Genomic DNA, 17,453 nt, shown 5'->3' on the forward strand with positions numbered 1-17,453 from the left:
CGATGTCACGTGTAGGCAAGTATCCCGTCGCCATTCCGTCGGGCGTCGAAATTTCGATCGCGGATGGTCAGTTCACGGCAAAGGGCAAGCGCGGCTCGCTCTCGATTCCGCTTTCGCGATATGTCGAGGCGAAGGTCGAGGACGGCAAGATCGCCATCGTTCCGGTCGGCGCGCGTTCGCGCGAGAACTGGACCATGTGGGGCACGACGCGCGCCGTTGTCGCCAACGTGGTCAAGGGTGTCTCCGAAGGCTTCAGCAAGTCGCTCGAGATCCAGGGCACGGGTTTCCGCGCTTCGGTGCAAGGCTCGAACCTGGTGATGAACCTCGGCTTCTCGCATGACGTGGTCTACCCGATCCCGTCGGACGTGAAGATCACGACGCCTCGTCCCACGGCCATCACGGTCGAAGGTAACGACAAGCAGCGCGTTGGTCAGGTTGCACTTGATATTCGGAGCTTCCGCCGTCCCGAGCCGTACAAGGGCAAGGGCGTTCGGTACGAGACCGAAGTGCTCCGCAGGAAGGAAGGCAAGAAGAAGTAATGGCTACGCAGCAAGGTTTGCAGGAGCGCCGCCGTCAGCGGCTGCGTTTCCAGCTTCGCCGCAAGAGCGGTGGCCGGCCGCGTCTGTCGGTCTTCCGCTCTGGCAAGAATATCTATGCGCAGGTGATCGACGACGCCGCCGGCCGGACGCTGGCCAGCGCCTCCTCGATCGAGAAGGTTCTGCGCGACGGCAACAAGACGGGCGCGGATGTCGAGGCGGCGAAGGCTGTCGGCAAGCTCGTTGCCGAGCGTGCGACGGCGGCCGGCGTGTCGGCGGTCGTGTTCGACCGTGGGTCGTATGTCTACCATGGCCGGGTAAAGGCCCTGGCCGAGGCTGCCCGCGAGGGCGGGCTCGCGTTCTAAGGAGAGATCACTGATGGCACGAGAGCCAAGAGAAGGCGGCCGTGGTGGTCGTGAGCGCGAGCAGGACGATGGCCTGGTCGACAAGCTCGTCACGATCAACCGCGTCGCGAAGGTGGTGAAGGGCGGACGTCGTTTCGCTTTCGCCGCACTCGTCGTGGTGGGTGACCAGAAGGGTCGCGTGGGTTACGGCGCCGGCAAGGCGCGCGAGGTTCCCGAAGCGATCCGCAAGGCCACCGAGCGCGCGAAGCGCACGATGATCCGCGTTCCCATGAAGGAAGGCCGCACGCTGCATCATGACATGTTCGGCCGCTTCGGCGCCGGCAAGGTCGTGCTGCGGACGGCAGAGGCCGGCACCGGGATCATCGCGGGCGGTCCGATGCGCGCCGTGTTCGAGTCGCTGGGCGTGAACGACGTCGTTGCCAAGTCGCTCGGCACGCGGAACCCGCACAACATGGTCAAGGCCACGTTTGCGGCGCTCGAGCGTTGCACGAGCCCGCGCGCAGTGGCCAGCCGTCGTGGCAAGAAGGCGTCCGACCTGTTCGCCAAGCGCGATGTGACCGACGCGGCTTCGACGGAGGACGCTCATGTCTGAGACGAAGTCGACGGTTGTCGTCAAGCAGATCGCGTCTTCGGCCGGGCGTAAGCCCGGTCAGAAGGAGACGCTGGTTGGGCTGGGTCTTCGCGGGATCGGTTCCGTGCGCGAGCTGGAGGATACTCCCTCGGTGCGCGGGATGATTCGCAAGGTCGCCCACCTGATTTCGGTGGAGGGGTGACATGAACCTCAACGAACTCCGCGATAACGAAGGTTCGCGTTATCGCAAGAAGCGACTGGGCCGAGGTATCGGTTCGGGCAAGGGCAAGACGTCCGGCCGTGGCGTGAAGGGTCAGAAGGCACGTGAAGGCGTGTCTCTGAACGGCTTCGAGGGCGGTCAGCTCCCGATCTACCGCCGGATGCCGAAGCGCGGCTTCGTCAACATCTTCCGCAAGGAATACGCTCCGGTGAATGTCGGCGCGCTCCAGGCGGCGATCGAGGCAGGCAAGATCAAGGCCGATGCGACCGTCACCGAGACCGTCCTGCGTGAAGCAGGGCTGGTCGGCACGGGCAAGTATGCCGGTGTGCGCCTTCTGGCGCGCGGCGAGCTGAGCCATGGTCTGACGATCGAGGTGGCCGGTGCTTCGGCAGCGGCAGTCGCTGCTGTCGAGAAGGCGGGCGGCTCGGTCAAGACCACGGCCAAGCCCGCGGAAGCGCCTGCTTCCTGAAGGCTCGCGCCTGGGCTCTGGTCAGGATGGCGGCACGCCGGTATCCTGACCAGGCTTCGATAATGACGACTGAGGCAGCGTCCCGTGCATGCACGGCGACGCTGTTTTCGTGAAAGGACTGTCGGATGGCGTCCGCGGCTGAACAGCTCGCCTCCAACCTCAATTTCCAGGCCTTTTCCAAGGCGACCGAGCTGAAAAAGCGCATCTGGTTCACGCTGGGTGCGCTCATCGTGTATCGGCTCGGAACATACATTCCGGTTCCGGGCGTCGATGCGACTGTGATGGGCCAACTCCTGGCCCAGCATCAGGGTGGCATCCTCGGTATGTTCGATATGTTCACGGGTGGTGCGCTGGGCCGCATGACCGTGTTCGCGTTGAACATCATGCCCTACATCAGCGCATCCATCATTGTGCAGCTGCTTTCGACCGCGCTGCCCTCGCTGGAAGCGATGAAGAAAGAAGGCGAGGCAGGGCGGAAGAAGCTCAACCAATATACGCGCTATCTGACCGTCATCATCGCCCTGTTTCAGGCCTATGGCATCGCCGTGGGGCTTGAGAACATGCACAGCCAGGCTGGCAGTGCCGTGGTCGACCCCGGCGCGTTCTTCCTACTGTCGTCCGTCGTCACGCTTGTCGGCGGTACGATGTTTCTGATGTGGTTGGGCGAGCAGATCACCGCACGTGGCGTCGGCAATGGCGTTTCACTGATTATTTTCGCGGGCATCGTCGCCAATCTGCCGCATGCGCTCGCAAGCCTGTTCCAGCTTGGCTACACTGGTGCGTTGTCGCCGTTCTTCGTAATCGTCTTTCTGGTCCTCGCGGCTGTGACGATTGCGTTCATCGTCTTCATGGAACAGGCTCAGCGCCGGGTGCTGATTCAGTATCCGAAGCGGCAGGTCGGCACGCGGATCTATGGTGGCGAATCGACGCATATGCCGCTGAAAGTGAACACGGCCGGTGTGATCCCGCCGATCTTCGCGTCGTCGGTTCTGCTGATCCCCGTGACCATCGCAGGGTTCATGAACGGCAAGTCGATGCCGGGCTGGCTGTCTTTCCTCGGTCAGGAGCTCGGTCAGGGGCAACCGCTCTATATGGCGTTCTATGCCGGCATGATCCTTTTCTTCTCTTATTTCTACGCGGCTGTGACCTTCAATCCGGACGAGACGGCAGAGAACCTGCGCAAGCAGGGCAGCTTCATCCCGGGCATCAAGCCGGGATCGGCAACGGCGAAGTATTTCGACCGGATCCTGACGCGACTGACGACGATCGGTGCCCTGTATCTGGTGCTCGTATGTCTGCTGCCGCAGATCCTGATCAGTCGCTACAACGTCCCGTTCTATTTCGGCGGCACCAGCCTGATCATCATCGTCTCCGTCACGATCGATACCGTCACGCAGATCCAGTCTCATCTGGTGGCGCATCAGTATCAGGGTCTGATCCGCAAGCAGCGAGGCCGAGAAGGACGACTTCGCGGACGGGTGCGTCCGCGATGAATATCATTCTTCTGGGTCCGCCGGGAGCGGGCAAGGGCACGCAGGCCAAGCGCCTGGAACAGACCTACGGACTGGTGCAGATCTCGACGGGCGACATGCTGCGCGCAGAGGTCAAGGCTGGAACCAAGCTGGGCCTCGAAGCACGGGAGATCATGGAGCGGGGCGCATTCGTGCCGGACCCCATCATGGTCGGTATGATCGAGACTCGCGTGCAGCGACCGGACTGCGCGGGCGGCTTCATCCTCGACGGGTTTCCCCGCACGGAGGCACAGGCCGAGGCCCTCGATTCGATGCTGTCGAGGCGATCCCTGCGAATCGACGCAGTGTTGTTGCTTGAGGTGGATGAAGATGCGCTGACCAAGCGCTTGAGTGGTCGATTCACCTGCGCCGAGTGCGGCGCCGGGTACCACGACCGGTTCAAGCCGACGAAAGTGCCGGGTGTCTGCGACGTATGCGGCAGCACGGAGTTCATCCGGCGTCCGGATGATAATCCGGCCACGGTTCGCAAGCGGTTCGAGATCTACCGCGAACAGACCGCACCGATTCTTCCTTATTATGAGCAGGAAGGGCGGCTAGTCCGGATCGACGGCATGGCCGAGATCGGCGTCGTTTCAGCGGAAATCGACGGCGCACTGCGAAAGCTTGGGCTGATCACGCAAACGTGATCGGTTTCGTTTGACTCAAGGGGGTGCGCCGTTATATTGCGCGCCCTCGACACCGGCGCAATTCGGCAGTGATGACACGAAGCGCGTCCGACCGCGAAAGCGGCGGCGTTTCGTGCGCTGACCAGGGTTCTGGCGCCGCGGATACGGATTTTGGGCCCCGGGCTGATACCGGGAACAAGCCCCAGCCACGAGATGGCTGGAGGCTCTGAGGGAGTGAGTGGCGTGGCGCGTATTGCCGGCGTGAATATTCCGACGAACAAGCGGGTGCTGATCGCACTCAGCTATATCTATGGCATTGGGCCGTCGACGGCGCAGGCGATCTGCACGCGTCTCGAAATTCCCGATGCAAAGCGTGTGAATGAGCTGAGCGACGACGAGATCGTGCGCATTCGCGAACTGATCGACCAGGACTACCGCGTCGAGGGCGATCTGCGGCGTGAAACTGCGATGAACATCAAGCGCCTCATGGACCTCGGCTGCTACCGCGGCCTGCGTCATCGTCGCGGGCTGCCGGTTCGCGGCCAGCGCACCCATACCAACGCGCGCACCCGCAAGGGCAAGGCAGTCGCGATCGCCGGCAAGAAGAAGGCCACGCGCTGATCTTCTCCGCGCGGCGAAAGCAGCTGTTTCATCTGCTGCTCCGCCCGCTTCGCGCCCCCGCACGGAACTGACAGGAACACCTCACTATGGCCAAGGCCGCTACGCCGCGCATTCGCAAGAAAGAGCGCAAGAACATCATCTCCGGTGTCGCGCACGTGCTCTCCACGTTCAACAACACCATGATCACGATCTCGGACGCACAGGGCAACTCGATTGCCTGGTCGTCCGCTGGCGCCCAGGGGTTCAAGGGCTCGCGCAAGTCCACGCCTTACGCCGCCCAGGTTGCCGCCGAGGATGCAGGCCGCAAGGCGCGCGAGCACGGCATGGAGACGCTGGAGATCGAGGTGTCCGGTCCGGGCTCGGGGCGTGAAAGCGCGCTGCGTGCGCTGCAGGCCGTTGGATTCTCGATTACGTCGATCCGCGACATGACGCCGGTGCCGCATAACGGCTGCCGCCCGCGCAAGCGTCGCCGCGTCTGATGCACTTTCCCGCCCGCCGCGCAGAACCGGTGCGACGGGCGGGAAATTATCGCCCTCGTCCGTGGCTGGTCCGCGGGGTTTGGTCCGCCGTATTCCGATCGGTGGATTTCGTATTTGAAAGGCCATGATCTTGGTGCTCCAGAAAAACTGGCAGTCGCTCATCAAGCCGGAAAAGCTGGAAGTCGAGCAGGGGGCGGTACCTTCGCGCACAGCGACCGTCGTCGCGGAGCCGCTGGAGCGGGGTTTCGGCCTGACGCTTGGCAATGCGATCCGTCGTATCCTCCTGTCGTCGCTTCAGGGTGCCGCCGTCACTGCGGTCCAGATCGATGGCGTGCTGCATGAATTCTCGTCGGTCGCCGGTGTCCGCGAGGACGTCACCGACATCGTGCTCAACATCAAGCAGCTTGCCCTTCGCATGCATGGCGAAGGCCCCAAGCGCATGGTGCTGACGGCGACGGGTCCGGGCGAAGTGCGCGCAGGCCAGATCCAGGCCGGCCATGACATCGAGGTCATGAACCCGGATCTCGTGATCTGCACGCTCGACGACGGTGTGAAGCTCGGCATGGAATTTACGGTCAATGTCGGCAAGGGCTACGTGCCTGCAGCCGCCAACCGTCCCGAGGACGCGCCGATCGGGCTTATCCCGATCGATGCGATCTACTCGCCGGTTCGTCGCGTGTCCTACAAGGTCGAGCCGACCCGCGTGGGTCAGGTGACCGATTATGACAAGCTCATCCTGACGGTCGAGACCAACGGTGCCGTGACGCCTGAAGACAGCCTGGCTCTGGCCGCGCGTATCCTTCAGGACCAGCTGCAGCTGTTCATCAACTTCGATGAGCCGCGTCCGGTCCGCCATGAAGAGCCGCGCGACGATCTGCCGTTCAACCGCAACCTCCTGCGGAAGGTGGACGAGCTGGAGCTTTCGGTTCGTAGCGCCAACTGCCTGAAGAACGACAACATCGTCTATATCGGCGATCTCGTTCAGAAGACCGAGCAGGAAATGCTGCGGACGCCGAATTTCGGCCGCAAGTCGCTCAACGAGATCAAGGAAGTTCTCACGGGCATGGGTCTGTCGCTGGGCATGAGTGTCCCGACCTGGCCGCCGGAGAACATCGAGGACCTCGCCAAGCGTCTTGACGAGCCGTTCTGAGAACAACGTTTTAAACCCCAACGTCTAGACTAGGGATAAGCAGTCATGCGTCATGGTGTGAGCGGGCGTAAGCTCAATGTCACCTCTACCCACCGCGCCGCCATGTTCCGCAACATGGCCGTGGCCCTCATCAAGCACGAGCAGATCACGACGACCCTGCCCAAGGCGAAGGAACTTCGCCCGGTGGTTGAGAAGCTGATCACGCTGGGCAAGCGCGGCACGCTTCATGCGCGCCGTCAGGCCGTGTCGCAGCTTCAGGACGAAACGATTGTCTCGAAGCTGTTCGGTGCGGTGGCCGAGCGCTACAAGGGTCGGGCAGGCGGGTACACCCGCGTGCTGAAGGCCGGCGTGCGCTATGGCGACAACGCCGACATGGCAGTGATCGAGTTCGTCGAGCGTGATGTCGACGCCAAGGGCAAGGACAGCGGTCCGGTCCAGGTTCGTGCCGACGAAGACGACGATCAGCTCGCTGCCTGATCGGCCACGATCCGAGACGAGAAGATGCCGGCCAAAAGGTCGGCATTTTTTTTGCCTAGAAATCTGACTGAAACAGTCCTATATATCGCGCCGTTGTGATGTGCTTCGGCACACGCGCATGCGGTCACCGACGATAAGAAGTCGTCCAATTTTTTCTCGCATGCGGAATGAACCGGCCGGCGATGCCGCGGTTCTGGCCAGATGCCCAGATGGTGACATGGGCATGGCGCTGGTTCGGGCCTTCAGGCCTGCAGCCGACCTTTTCCATGGGCCCGAGCACTCTCGTAGGGCCCGCTCAGCAACGCCTTCCACGCACCGCAATGAGGCGGAGCGCTGCAGGGGGCGTTCGCGACATGAAGGAGAGCATTTTTGTCTGATGCAACGACCCCAAATCAGGGCGGGATTGCGGGTGCCCTCGGCATTCCAAGGCCGCTGCTGTTCGGCTTCCTCGGTCTTCTGCTATTCATGGTGGGTGATGGCGTCGAGGCTGGCTATCTCGACACCTACATGCTGCATCACGGTCATACCCAAGGCGATGTGAACCTGCTTTTCACCACCTATGGTATAACCGTGATGATCGCGGCCTGGTTCTCGGGCCCGCTTTCTGATCTGTTCGGTCCCAAGAAGGTCATGTGGGTTGGTCTTGTCCTCTGGGCTGCCCTCGAAGTCGGCTTCCTGTCTCTCGGCCTCGGGTCGAATTCATATCCGATGATTCTGACGTTCTATACGCTGCGCGGCTTCGCCTATCCGCTGTTCGCGTATGGCTTCCTGGTCTGGATTGCGGCATCCACGCCGCCGGTGATGCTCGGATCGGCCGCCGGCTGGTTCTGGTTCTCCTTCTCGGCCGGTCTGCCTACCCTGGGTTCCCAGTTTGCCCGCTATGCGATCCCGGAAATCGGCGAGCTCGCGACATTCTGGTGCTCGCTCGGCCTGGTCGTGCTTGGTGGTCTCGTGGCCCTGCTGTTCACGCATGAGCCGACCGGATCGAAGCGTCTGCTGCCGGAGCATGTGAGCACGTCGAAGATCTTCTTCGGGTCGATCAGCATCGTCTGGCGCGAACCTAAGACGCTGGTTGCAGGCATCGTCCGGACCGTCGACACATCGTCGGAATACGCGTTCCTGGCCATCATGCCAGCGTTCTTCGTCGATCATCTGCACTTCACGCAGGGGCAGTGGCTGAACCTGCTGTCGATCGTGTTCCTGTCGAACATCCTGTTCAACCTGGCCTCGGGCATGATCGCCGACAAGCTGGGGCACCGGTTCGTCGTGGCAGTTTTCGGGTGCGTTGGCGGCTTCGTTTCGATCCCGCTCTTCTACTACGTGCCGGTCTGGTATCCGGGTAACTTCGGCATGGCCGCGCTTGTGGGCGTGTTCTATGGTGCGACGGTCGCGGCGTTCGTGCCGCTGTCGGGCCTGATGCCGCAGGTCTGCCCCAAGGAGAAGGCTGCCGCCCTGTCCATCCTGGGTCTCGGCGCGGGCGCCAGCACCTGGGTCGGGCCGGCGATCGTGGCCCTGTGCGAGGGCGCGTTCGGCATGGGCCTGCAGGGCGTGATCTGGACGTTTGCCGTGATCTATCTGCTGTCGGGCGCCCTGACGATGATGATCACGATTTCGCCGGAAGCGCGTAAGTACAGCGAAGAGGCGATCGCCCGCGGCGAGACGGTCACGGCCGTTGGCCACTGACGACTGACGCGTTATTCGCGGCTAAATAGCGGGGAGGCGGCTCGATCGGATCGGGCCGCCTCCTTTTGCGTTGAACGACAGTGATCATGCATGTGAAGGACATAGAGATGGCAGAAAGCGATTTGCGTGAAGGTCTGGAAGAGGGCGTAGGCCGGGTCCAGGACGGACTTGATTCCGTGTTCGCGGGCAACTGGATCGGGACGCTCAAATCCCGCGGGTGCAAAACCCTGTGTGGTACACGAGACGCGGTGTCCGACCTTGCGGTCGACAGGCCGATCCTGTCCGTAACGATCGCCGTTCTGATCGGGCTTGTCTTGGGCCGGCGCCTGTCTCGACGCGGATGAACTTTGGTTCACAGGCCGCGTTAGCCGCGTGTTGCACCCTCTGGAGAGCCGGACACCATGTTACACTGGGCTATTGTATTTCTCGTGATCTCCCTGGTCGCCGGTCTTTTCGGCTTTACAGGGATTTCGGAATCCGCGGCCGGTATCGCGAAGATTCTTTTCTTCTTGTTCCTCATCATCTTCCTGGTGATGCTGGTGCTGGGCTTCATGGGCGCGCACGCCGTCGCGGGCTGATGCCGGTATCCTGAACAGGATCCTCTAACGAAACGGGCGCCGTGCTTCACACGGCGCCCGTTTTGCATTCAGTTGCCGTTCTCGCGCTCGACCGATGCCGGGCGCGCGCCCTGCTTGTCATGCTGAATGAAGCCGGGAAGAAGCGGCTGATCGGTCTGCAGGCTGTTCTTGGTGGGCAGGGATGCCGGATCCCAACCGCCGCCAAGATCCGTCACCAGCGTTACGCTGTTGATGGCGAGCTGCTCGCGTATGGCAAGTGCGTCCTGCTCATATGTAAGCGCATTCTGCTGGGCGGTGATGACAGTCGTATAGATATCGATGCCGGCCAGATAGCCGTTCATGGACACCCGCACGGCCTCGTTGGCCGCACCGACCGCCGTGTTCTCCTGGTCGAGCTGCTGCGTGTAGATCCGCAGATTGGACAGGTCGTTTTCCGTATCCTGGAATGCGGTCAGCACGGTCTGGCGATATGTCGCAACCGCCTCGTCATATTGGGCATAGGCGCTTCGCACGGCGGCCGTCCGGGCACCGCCGTTGAAAATCGTCTCGCTGGAGGATGCAGCGAGGGACCAGAACTGGGTTCCGGCCTGGATCAGTTGGGTAAGCGGATTGCCCTGATACCCGTATTCGGCTGTGAGCGTCGGTGTCGGATAGAAGGCCGCGATATCGATCCCGATCTCGGCGTTAGCGCTTTCCATGTTGCGCTCCTGCTCCGCAATGTCGGGGCGGCGCTGAAGCATGACGGCGGGAATCGCTGATGGCGGGGCGGGCAGGCGATCAGGCAGGGCACCGGCAGGAATGTTGAGGTCGGCGGGCGTCTTTCCGACCAGCACCGCGATGGCATGTTCCCACTGCGCGCGTGCGGCCCGTGCCTGGGTTGCCTGGGCTCGCGTGCTCTCGAGCTGATAGCGTGCCTGCAGCGCCGTGGTCGGGTCGGCCGTCCCGGCCGTGACCTGGTTGCTCACGATCTTGTAGGCCTGCTGGTAGTAGTTCACGTTGCGGTCGAGCAGCGTAATCAGGCTGTCTTCGTAGCGCAGCGAGAAATAGTCCTGCGCCAGCGTCGACTGATAGGACAGGGTCATGGCGGCGAGTTCCGCGGCGGACGCCTGCGTCGCCGTCACCTGCTGCTGGATCTGACGTCTGACCTTGCCCCAGATATCCGGCGACCAGCTGGCTTCCGGATAGGTCTGCCATGTGTTCGTGATCGTCTTCGTCGTAAAGCCGGTCGTGCCCCCATTGGCGCGCGAGCTCGCGCCGTAGGAATTCCGCGTGAAGCCGAACGTGCCGGTGACGGTCGGATAGAGCTGCGCGCGTACGGAATCGACCATTGAGGCGGCATAACGATAGGCCGCCTCGTAATATTTGACGTTCTGGTTCGAGATCGCGACCTGCTGCTCGAGCTGGTCGAGCTGCGGGTCGTTGAACACTTCCCACCACGGGCCTTTGGGCGCTTCGGCAAGTGTCGGCTGGGCATACTGCCAGCCCGGCGGCGGCGGCTGCTCCTTGAAACGCTGGGACGTAATGGCGGCCGGCCGATGATAGTTCGGCCCGACCATGCAGCCGGACAGCGCTGTCGTCATCGACGCGGCAGCCAGAAGGATCGTCGTCGCCGGGATCGGCGCACGCACGCGACGCGCGCTGCGGGGACGGGACGGAGAAGACGGGATCATCCTGGCGAAATATCCTGGCGAGTAGGGGAGAGGACCTTCGAGATCCGGTGGAGGCCGCGACGCACGGCTTCGCCGAACTGTTCGAGGTAGAGATAGACGACGGGCGTGCTGTAGAGGGTCAGCAACTGGCTGACCAGCAGGCCGCCGAGGATCGACAGGCCAAGCGGATGGCGCAGTTCGCTGCCATAGCCGTTGCCGATGACGAGCGGGACCGCGCCAAGTGCCGCGGCAAGCGAGGTCATGATGATCGGCCGGAAGCGCAGCACGCTGGCTTCGCGGATCGCACCATGGGCGCTCATGCCTTCCCGTCGGGCCTGGATCGCGAAATCGACGAGCAGGATCGCATTCTTCTTCACAATGCCGATCAGCAGGATCACGCCGATCATGGCGATCAGGGAGAAATCCTCGCCGAAGAGCTGAAGGAACAGCAGCGCACCGACACCGGCGGACGGAAGGGTCGAGAGAATGGTCAGCGGGTGCACCGTACTTTCGTACAGGATGCCCAGCACCACGTAGACCGCGATCAGGGCCGCACCGATCAGCAGCGGCTCGCTCTTGAGCGACGACTGGAACATCGCGGCATTGCCGGCGAAGCCGCCCTGGATCGTCTTGGGCATGTGCAGCTTCGCCATGGCGGCATGAATGACGGTGACCGCGGTTCCGAGCGAAACGCCGGGCGAGAGGTTGAACGACACCGTGGTCGCGACGGCCTGACCCTGATGATTGACCGTAAGCGGCGTCGTGGTCGGCTTGATGCTCCCGACCAGTGTCAGGGGCACCATCGTTTCGGCGCTGGTGCTGACGGCAGCACCCGTCGAGGCGGAGTTGCCGCCGGCGAGACTGTTGGCCATCTCGTTCGCATAGGCGCTGGAGGCGGCACTTGCCGTCGTGCTGGTGGAATCCTCGAGCTGCACGCGAATGGTGTTGGACGAGGAGCTGCCGGATGCCGTGCCGCCGCTCGTGCTGATCCAGACCTGACGCAGCGATGTCGGGTCCCGCCAGAAGCGGGGCGCCGCTTCCATCACCACGCGATACTGGTTCAGCGGCTTGTAGATGATCGAGGCCGCACGCTGGCCGTAGGCATCGTAGAGGATGTTGCTCACGAGCTGGGGCGTGAGCTGCACGCGCGCTTCCGTGTCGCGGTGGATGGAAACCGACAGGGCCGAGCCGCCCTGCTGCATGTCCGAGGAGATGTCCATCAGCTCATGCTGCGCCTTGAGCGCGTTCACGAGCTTGGGCGTCCACTCGTAGAGGGCGTCCGCATCCGAGCTCTGCAGGGAATACTGATAGGCCGCATTGGAGCTGCGCGCGCCGGCGCGAACGGCGCCCGGCTCCATGAGATACATCTGCGCGCCCACCATGTGGCTCAGCCGGCGGGAAATCCGCTGGATCGTCTGGCTGACTTCATCGGTACGCTTTCCCTTGTCTTGCAGCTGGATGAAGAGGTTGCCCTCGTTGGCCGAGCGCCCACCCAGGAAGGCAGCGACGCCGTCCACGTCACGGTCCTTCAGGATCCCGCGCATCGCCTCGTCCATCTTGGTCTTCATGGCGGTGAACGAGATGTCCTGATCGCCCATGAGGTGTCCCATGAGCAGGCCCGTGTCTTCCGTCGGGAAAAAGCCCTTCGGCATCTTCACGAACAGCACGCCGGCCAGAACCAGGGTCGCCGGCAGCGACAGGACAGTCAGGAAACGGTGGCGCAGGGTGACGTCGAGCGATGCGGCATAGGCGTTCGTGATACCGTCCAGCACGCGTTCGACCGCCAGTGAAATCTTGGAATGCGGTCGCTCGTGATCGCCGTCCGGCAGGATCATCGCGCACAGCATCGGCGTCAGCGACAGCGACAGCACCATCGAGATCACGAGCGAGATCGAGATCGTCATGGCGAATTCATGGAACAGGCGCCCCGCGATCCCGCCGAGCAGCATGATCGGCATGAACACGGCGATCAGGGATGCCGTGATCGAGACGACGGTGAATGCGACTTCCTGCGAGCCGAGCAGGGCCGCGTCGAAGCGCGAATGCCCCATCTCGATATAGCGCGTGATGTTCTCGAGCACGACGATCGCATCGTCGACCACGAACCCCGTCGAGATCGTGAGCGCCATGAGTGACATGTTGTCGAGCTGGTACCCCATCAGCGCCATGGCACCGAAGGTCGCGATGATCGACACGGGCACCACGATCGCGGGAATGACGATCGCGCGGAACGACCGCAGGAAGATCAGCACGACCGCCACGACGAGCGCCACCGCGATGACGAGGGTCGCCTTGGTGTCGGCCAGCGACGAGCGGATGGTGAGCGAGCGGTCGATCGCGATATGGAGCTGGACGTCGGGCGGCAACGCGGCCTGGATCAGCTTGAAGCGCGACTTGATCTCGTCGGACGTCTTGATGACGTTCGCACCGGCCTGCGAGAAGATCGTGATGATGATCGCGGGATCGCGGCTGTACCAGCCCGCATTGCGCAAATTCTCGACGCTGTCGAAGACCTGCGCCACGTCCGCCAGATGGACCGCGGCATTGTCCCGATAGGCGATCACGAGATCCTTGTAGGCCTCGGCCTGTGTCGCCTGGTCGTTGACGTCCAGCATGTAGCGGGTGTTGCCGGCCTCGATGAAGCCCTTGGGGCTATGGGCGTTCGCGGATGCAAGGTTCGCGCGAAGGTCCTCGAAGCCGATCCCGTATTTGTAGAGCTGAAGCGGGTTCACCTCGACCCGCACCGCCGGCAGGGCGCTGCCGCCGACCTCGAGATCCCCGACGCCCTGCACCTGCTCGAGCTGCTGCTGGAGAACATTGGTGCCGAGGTCGAAGAGCTGGGCCTGGGTGCGCGTCGGCGAGGTGAGCGACAGCACCATGATCGGCGGGCCGTTGGAATTGGCAAGCGAATAGGCGGGATTCTGTCGCAGGGAGCTCGGCAGGTCGGCGTGGGCTGCCTGAAGGGCCGCCTCGACGTCGCGGGCCGCGCCGTTGATGTCACGCGAGAGAGAGAACTGAAGCGTGATGCGCGTCTGGTTGACCATCGACTGCGACGTCATTTCGGTCAGGTCGGCGATCGCGCCCAGATGGCGTTCCAGAGGCTCGGCGATCGTACTGGCAATCTCGCTCGGAGACCCGCCCGCCTGCTGGGCGTGCACCGAGATCACCGGAAAGTCCACGTTCGGCAGGTCTGCGACCGGCAGCTGGGTGTAGCCGAGCACGCCGCCGATCAGCAGGGCGGCCGTGAGAAGCGTGGTGGCGACGGGCCGCGTGATGAAAAGGCGGGCTGGGTTCACTGGCCGGCCTGATCGCTCGCCAGGCCCGCCGCGCCGCGATCGGGGGCAGGGGCATGGCCGAACATGCGACGTGCGCCACGACCGATGCGGTCCATCGCGAGATAGACGACCGGGGTCGTGAACAGCGTCAGGAGCTGCGACAGCGCAAGACCGCCGACGATGGAGACGCCCAAGGGACGGCGCAGCTCGGAGCCGACGCCATGGCCCAGCATCAGTGGCAGGGCGCCGAGCAGTGCAGCGAGTGTCGTCATCAGGATCGGACGGAACCGCAGAAGTGCCGCGTGACGGATCGCGGCCACGGGCGTCATGTGCTCGATCCGCTCGGCTTCGAGCGCGAAGTCGATCATCATGATGGCGTTCTTCTTCACGATGCCGATCAGCAGCACGATGCCGATGATCCCCATCACGTCGAGCCCCATGCCGCAGACCTCCAGCGCCAGCAGCGCGCCGATGGCGGCAGACGGCAGCGTGGACAGGATCGTGACGGGATGGATGAAGCTCTCGTACAGGATGCCGAGCACGATGTAGACGGCGACGAGGGCAGCGACGACCAGATAGAGCTCGTTGCCAAGACTGCTGCGGAATGCGGCCGCCGTGCCTTCGAAAGCGGTCTGGAACGACGGCGGCAGGTTGATCGCGCGCTCGACGCGCATGATCGCATCCGTCGCTTCACCCAGCGAATAGCCCGGCTTGATGTTGAACGACACAGTGGTGGCCGGGAACTGGCCGAAATGCGTGATCAGCAGCGGTGCCAGCCCGCGGGTGACGGTCGCGACCTGACGCAGCGGCACCAGCCCGGACGTCGGCGAGCGCGTCGGCCCGGACGTGCTGCCCCCCATCTCGGTGGAGATGCCCGGGAGATACATCTGGTTCAGGCTGCCAAGATCGTGCTGGAAGCGCGGATCGGCCTCGAGGATCACGCGATACTGGTTCGCCTGCGTGAAGATCGTGGTGATCTGGCGCTGGCCGAAGCTGTCATACAGCAGGTTATCGATGGTTTCGGGTGTGATCGAGTAGCGCGCGCCGTTGGACCGATCGAGCGTCACGTGGGCCACGAGGCCGGAGGCCTGCATGTCGGACGTCACGTCCGACAGCGACGGCTCCTTCTGCAGCGCTTCCACGAATTTCGGGACCCACGTCTTCAGCTCGTCGTAGTCCGGATGCTCCAGCATGAACTGGTATTGCGTGGCCGAGACCTGCGTATCGAGGGACAGGTCCTGCACCGGCTGCAGATAGAGCTGCGCGCCGACCACAGTGTTCGCATTGCGGGCCAGCCGCGCCATGATGTCGTCAAGCGACGCGGTGCGCTGCGTCTCGGGTTTCAGATTGATCAGCAGACGCCCGACGTTGAGCGTCATGTTCTGCCCGTCGATGCCCACGAAGGACGACACCGACGCGACGTCGGGATCCTGCTGCACCACGCGGGCGATGTCTGTCTGATGGCGCTTCATGTCGTCGAAGGAAATCGACTGCGCCATGACCGAGATGCCCTGGATCACGCCGGTATCCTGCTCGGGGAAGAAGCCCTTCGGGATGATGACGGCGAGGAACACGGTCAGCGCGAGCGTCACACCGGTCACGAGCAGTGTCAGGCCGCGATGGCGCAGCACCACGTCGAGCGCTCGGCCGTAGCCTGCGATCACGGCATCGATGCGCCCTTCGGTCCAGGCCGACATGCGGGCCCAGCGGCTGGTCGCATTCAGGTCGTGCGGCCGCTCGGACAGCAGGCGCGCGCACATCATCGGCACCAGCGTGATCGAGATGATCGCGGACAGCACGATGGTGATCGCAAGCGTCATGGCGAATTCGTGGAACAGGCGCCCCACCACGTCCGACATGAACAGAAGCGGGATCAGCACCGCGATCAGCGAGATCGTCAGCGAGATGATGGTGAAGCCGATCTCGCCCGCGCCGCGCAGGGCCGCGGAGTAGCGATCCTCGCCTTCCTCGACGTAGCGCGCGATGTTCTCGATCACGACGATCGCGTCGTCGACGACGAAGCCCGTCGCGATCGTCAGCGACATGAGCGAGAGATTGTCGAGCGAATATCCGAGCAGATACATCACGGCGAGCGTGCCGACGAGCGACAGAGGCACGCTCAGGCTCGGAATGATCGTGGCCGGGATGTTGCGCAGGAACACGAAGATCACCGCGACGACCAGGACCATCGCCATGCCAAGCTCGAATTCGACGTCGGCGACCGAGGCGCGGATGGTCGTCGTGCGGTCGGTCAGGGGCTGAATGTCGATGCCCGGGGGCAGATTCTGGCGCAGTTTCGGCAGGATGGCGCGCACGTTGTCCACGACCGAGATCACGTTGGCGCCCGGCTGGCGCTGGACGTTCATGATCAGGGCAGGGACGGTGCCGGCCCAGGCGGCAAGCTGCTCGTTCTCCGGGCCGTCGATCACGGTGCCCACGTCGCGCAGGCGGATCGGGCCGTTGTTCTGGTAGGCGATCACCTGGTTCATCAGCTGGTCGACGGACTGGATCTGTCCGTCCACGCGCAGCGTCGAGGAGCGGTTCGGCCCGTCGAACGTGCCCGTCGGCGAATTGACGTTCACCGTCGTGATCGTGGTGCGCAGCGTGTCGAGCGCGATGCCGTAAGATGTCAGCTTCGGCACGTTGATGCGGATGCGGATCGCCTTGCGGTTGCCGCCCGAAAGGGTCACGAGGCCGACGCCGTTGATCTGCTGGATCTTCTGCATCAGCCGTGTGTTGACGTAGTCCTCGACCTCGGTCAGCGGCATCGTCCTGGACGTGATGCCGAGCGTCAGCACGGGCGTATCCGCCGGATTGACCTTGGCGTAGATCGGCGGCGCGGGCAGGTCCGTCGGCAGCAGCGAGTTCGCCTGGTTGATGGCGGCCTGGACTTCCTGTTCAGCGATGTCCATCGACATCGTCAGCCCGAATCTCAGCGTGATGACCGAAGCACCGCCGGACGATTGCGACGTCATCTGGTCGAGTCCGGCCATTTCGCCCAGCTGGGTTTCCAGCGGGGCGGTGACGGACGTCGCCATCACGTCAGGACCGGCGCCGGGATAGAAGGTCGAGACCGTGATCGTCGGGTATTCGACCTCGGGCAGCGCCGACAGGGGCAGGAAATGATAGCCCAGCAGGCCCGTCATCAGGATCGCCAGCATCAGCAGCGTCGTCGCGACCGGGCGCTCGATAAAGATGCGTGACGGGTTCATGAACGGGGCCTCTGGGATACGCGCATGATCG

At 63.4% G+C, this 17,453-nt stretch carries 17 protein-coding genes; 14 read left to right on the top strand and 3 right to left on the bottom strand.

The features are described 5' to 3' along the window. Positions 1 to 2 precede the first annotated feature (2 nt). From rplF to B8446_RS04795, 14 genes are all read left to right on the top strand, one after another. Positions 3 to 539, top strand: a complete 537-nt coding sequence (rplF, locus tag B8446_RS04730; RefSeq protein ID WP_048847733.1) for a 50S ribosomal protein L6 — start codon at positions 3 to 5, stop codon at positions 537 to 539. After that, entirely contained in the window at positions 539 to 901 is a 363-nt protein-coding gene (gene rplR, locus B8446_RS04735; protein WP_048847735.1) for a 50S ribosomal protein L18, read from the top strand. The genes rplF and rplR overlap by 1 nt, the downstream gene beginning before the upstream one ends. A gap of 13 nt (positions 902 to 914) precedes the next feature. Next, positions 915 to 1,493, top strand: coding sequence for a 30S ribosomal protein S5 (rpsE, locus tag B8446_RS04740; RefSeq protein ID WP_048847737.1), 579 nt, complete (start codon positions 915 to 917; stop codon positions 1,491 to 1,493). Next, positions 1,486 to 1,674: a 50S ribosomal protein L30 gene (gene rpmD, locus B8446_RS04745; protein WP_048847739.1), complete on the top strand. Its 189-nt coding sequence runs from the start codon at positions 1,486 to 1,488 to the stop codon at positions 1,672 to 1,674. Before rpsE ends, rpmD begins: the two co-directional genes overlap by 8 nt. A 1-nt stretch (position 1,675) precedes the next feature. After that, a complete protein-coding gene (gene rplO, locus B8446_RS04750; protein WP_048847740.1) occupies positions 1,676 to 2,161 on the top strand; it encodes a 50S ribosomal protein L15 in 486 nt (161 codons plus the stop codon). A gap of 125 nt (positions 2,162 to 2,286) precedes the next feature. Further along, positions 2,287 to 3,654, top strand: a complete 1,368-nt coding sequence (gene secY, locus B8446_RS04755) for a preprotein translocase subunit SecY (protein WP_048847742.1) — start codon at positions 2,287 to 2,289, stop codon at positions 3,652 to 3,654. After that, positions 3,651 to 4,319 carry an adenylate kinase gene (locus B8446_RS04760; RefSeq protein ID WP_048847744.1) on the top strand — a complete coding sequence of 223 codons (669 nt, stop codon included), beginning with the start codon at positions 3,651 to 3,653 and terminating at the stop codon, positions 4,317 to 4,319. Before secY ends, B8446_RS04760 begins: the two co-directional genes overlap by 4 nt. A gap of 222 nt (positions 4,320 to 4,541) precedes the next feature. Beyond that, positions 4,542 to 4,919 carry a 30S ribosomal protein S13 gene (gene rpsM / locus B8446_RS04765; protein WP_048847747.1) on the top strand — a complete coding sequence of 126 codons (378 nt, stop codon included), beginning with the start codon at positions 4,542 to 4,544 and terminating at the stop codon, positions 4,917 to 4,919. Between the two features lie 86 nt (positions 4,920 to 5,005). After that, positions 5,006 to 5,398, top strand: coding sequence for a 30S ribosomal protein S11 (gene rpsK, locus B8446_RS04770; protein ID WP_048847749.1), 393 nt, complete (start codon positions 5,006 to 5,008; stop codon positions 5,396 to 5,398). Between the two features lie 130 nt (positions 5,399 to 5,528). Next, complete coding sequence (locus B8446_RS04775; RefSeq protein ID WP_048848040.1) at positions 5,529 to 6,548, top strand: DNA-directed RNA polymerase subunit alpha; 1,020 nt, start codon at positions 5,529 to 5,531, stop codon at positions 6,546 to 6,548. 45 nt (positions 6,549 to 6,593) lie between these two features. Further along, positions 6,594 to 7,025, top strand: a complete 432-nt coding sequence (gene rplQ / locus B8446_RS04780; RefSeq protein WP_048847750.1) for a 50S ribosomal protein L17 — start codon at positions 6,594 to 6,596, stop codon at positions 7,023 to 7,025. Positions 7,026 to 7,394: 369 nt separating this feature from the next. Beyond that, complete coding sequence (locus B8446_RS04785; RefSeq protein ID WP_048847752.1) at positions 7,395 to 8,708, top strand: MFS transporter; 1,314 nt, start codon at positions 7,395 to 7,397, stop codon at positions 8,706 to 8,708. A 107-nt stretch (positions 8,709 to 8,815) separates the two neighbouring features. After that, positions 8,816 to 9,052: a hypothetical protein gene (locus B8446_RS04790; protein ID WP_048847754.1), complete on the top strand. Its 237-nt coding sequence runs from the start codon at positions 8,816 to 8,818 to the stop codon at positions 9,050 to 9,052. Between the two features lie 57 nt (positions 9,053 to 9,109). Beyond that, on the top strand, positions 9,110 to 9,286 hold the full coding sequence (locus B8446_RS04795; RefSeq protein WP_048847755.1) for a DUF1328 domain-containing protein: 177 nt from the start codon (positions 9,110 to 9,112) through the stop codon (positions 9,284 to 9,286). Positions 9,287 to 9,354: 68 nt separating this feature from the next. On the opposite strand, the gene B8446_RS04800 is transcribed toward B8446_RS04795, so the two are convergent. Genes B8446_RS04800 through B8446_RS04810 form a run of 3 tightly spaced genes read right to left on the bottom strand, consistent with a single transcriptional unit; the run spans position 9,355 to position 17,422 of the window. After that, the gene (locus B8446_RS04800) at positions 9,355 to 10,956 is read right to left on the bottom strand and encodes an efflux transporter outer membrane subunit (protein ID WP_048847758.1); all 1,602 of its coding nucleotides are present in this window, start codon (positions 10,954 to 10,956) and stop codon (positions 9,355 to 9,357) included. Then, positions 10,953 to 14,231, bottom strand: coding sequence for an efflux RND transporter permease subunit (locus B8446_RS04805; RefSeq protein ID WP_048847760.1), 3,279 nt, complete (start codon positions 14,229 to 14,231; stop codon positions 10,953 to 10,955). Before B8446_RS04805 ends, B8446_RS04800 begins: the two co-directional genes overlap by 4 nt. Next, a complete protein-coding gene (locus tag B8446_RS04810) occupies positions 14,228 to 17,422 on the bottom strand; it encodes an efflux RND transporter permease subunit (RefSeq protein WP_048847762.1) in 3,195 nt (1,064 codons plus the stop codon). Before B8446_RS04810 ends, B8446_RS04805 begins: the two co-directional genes overlap by 4 nt. Positions 17,423 to 17,453: the final 31 nt, after the last annotated feature.

This window comes from Tanticharoenia sakaeratensis NBRC 103193, assembly GCF_000963885.1.
GTDB classification, from domain to species: Bacteria; Pseudomonadota; Alphaproteobacteria; order Acetobacterales; family Acetobacteraceae; genus Tanticharoenia; species Tanticharoenia sakaeratensis.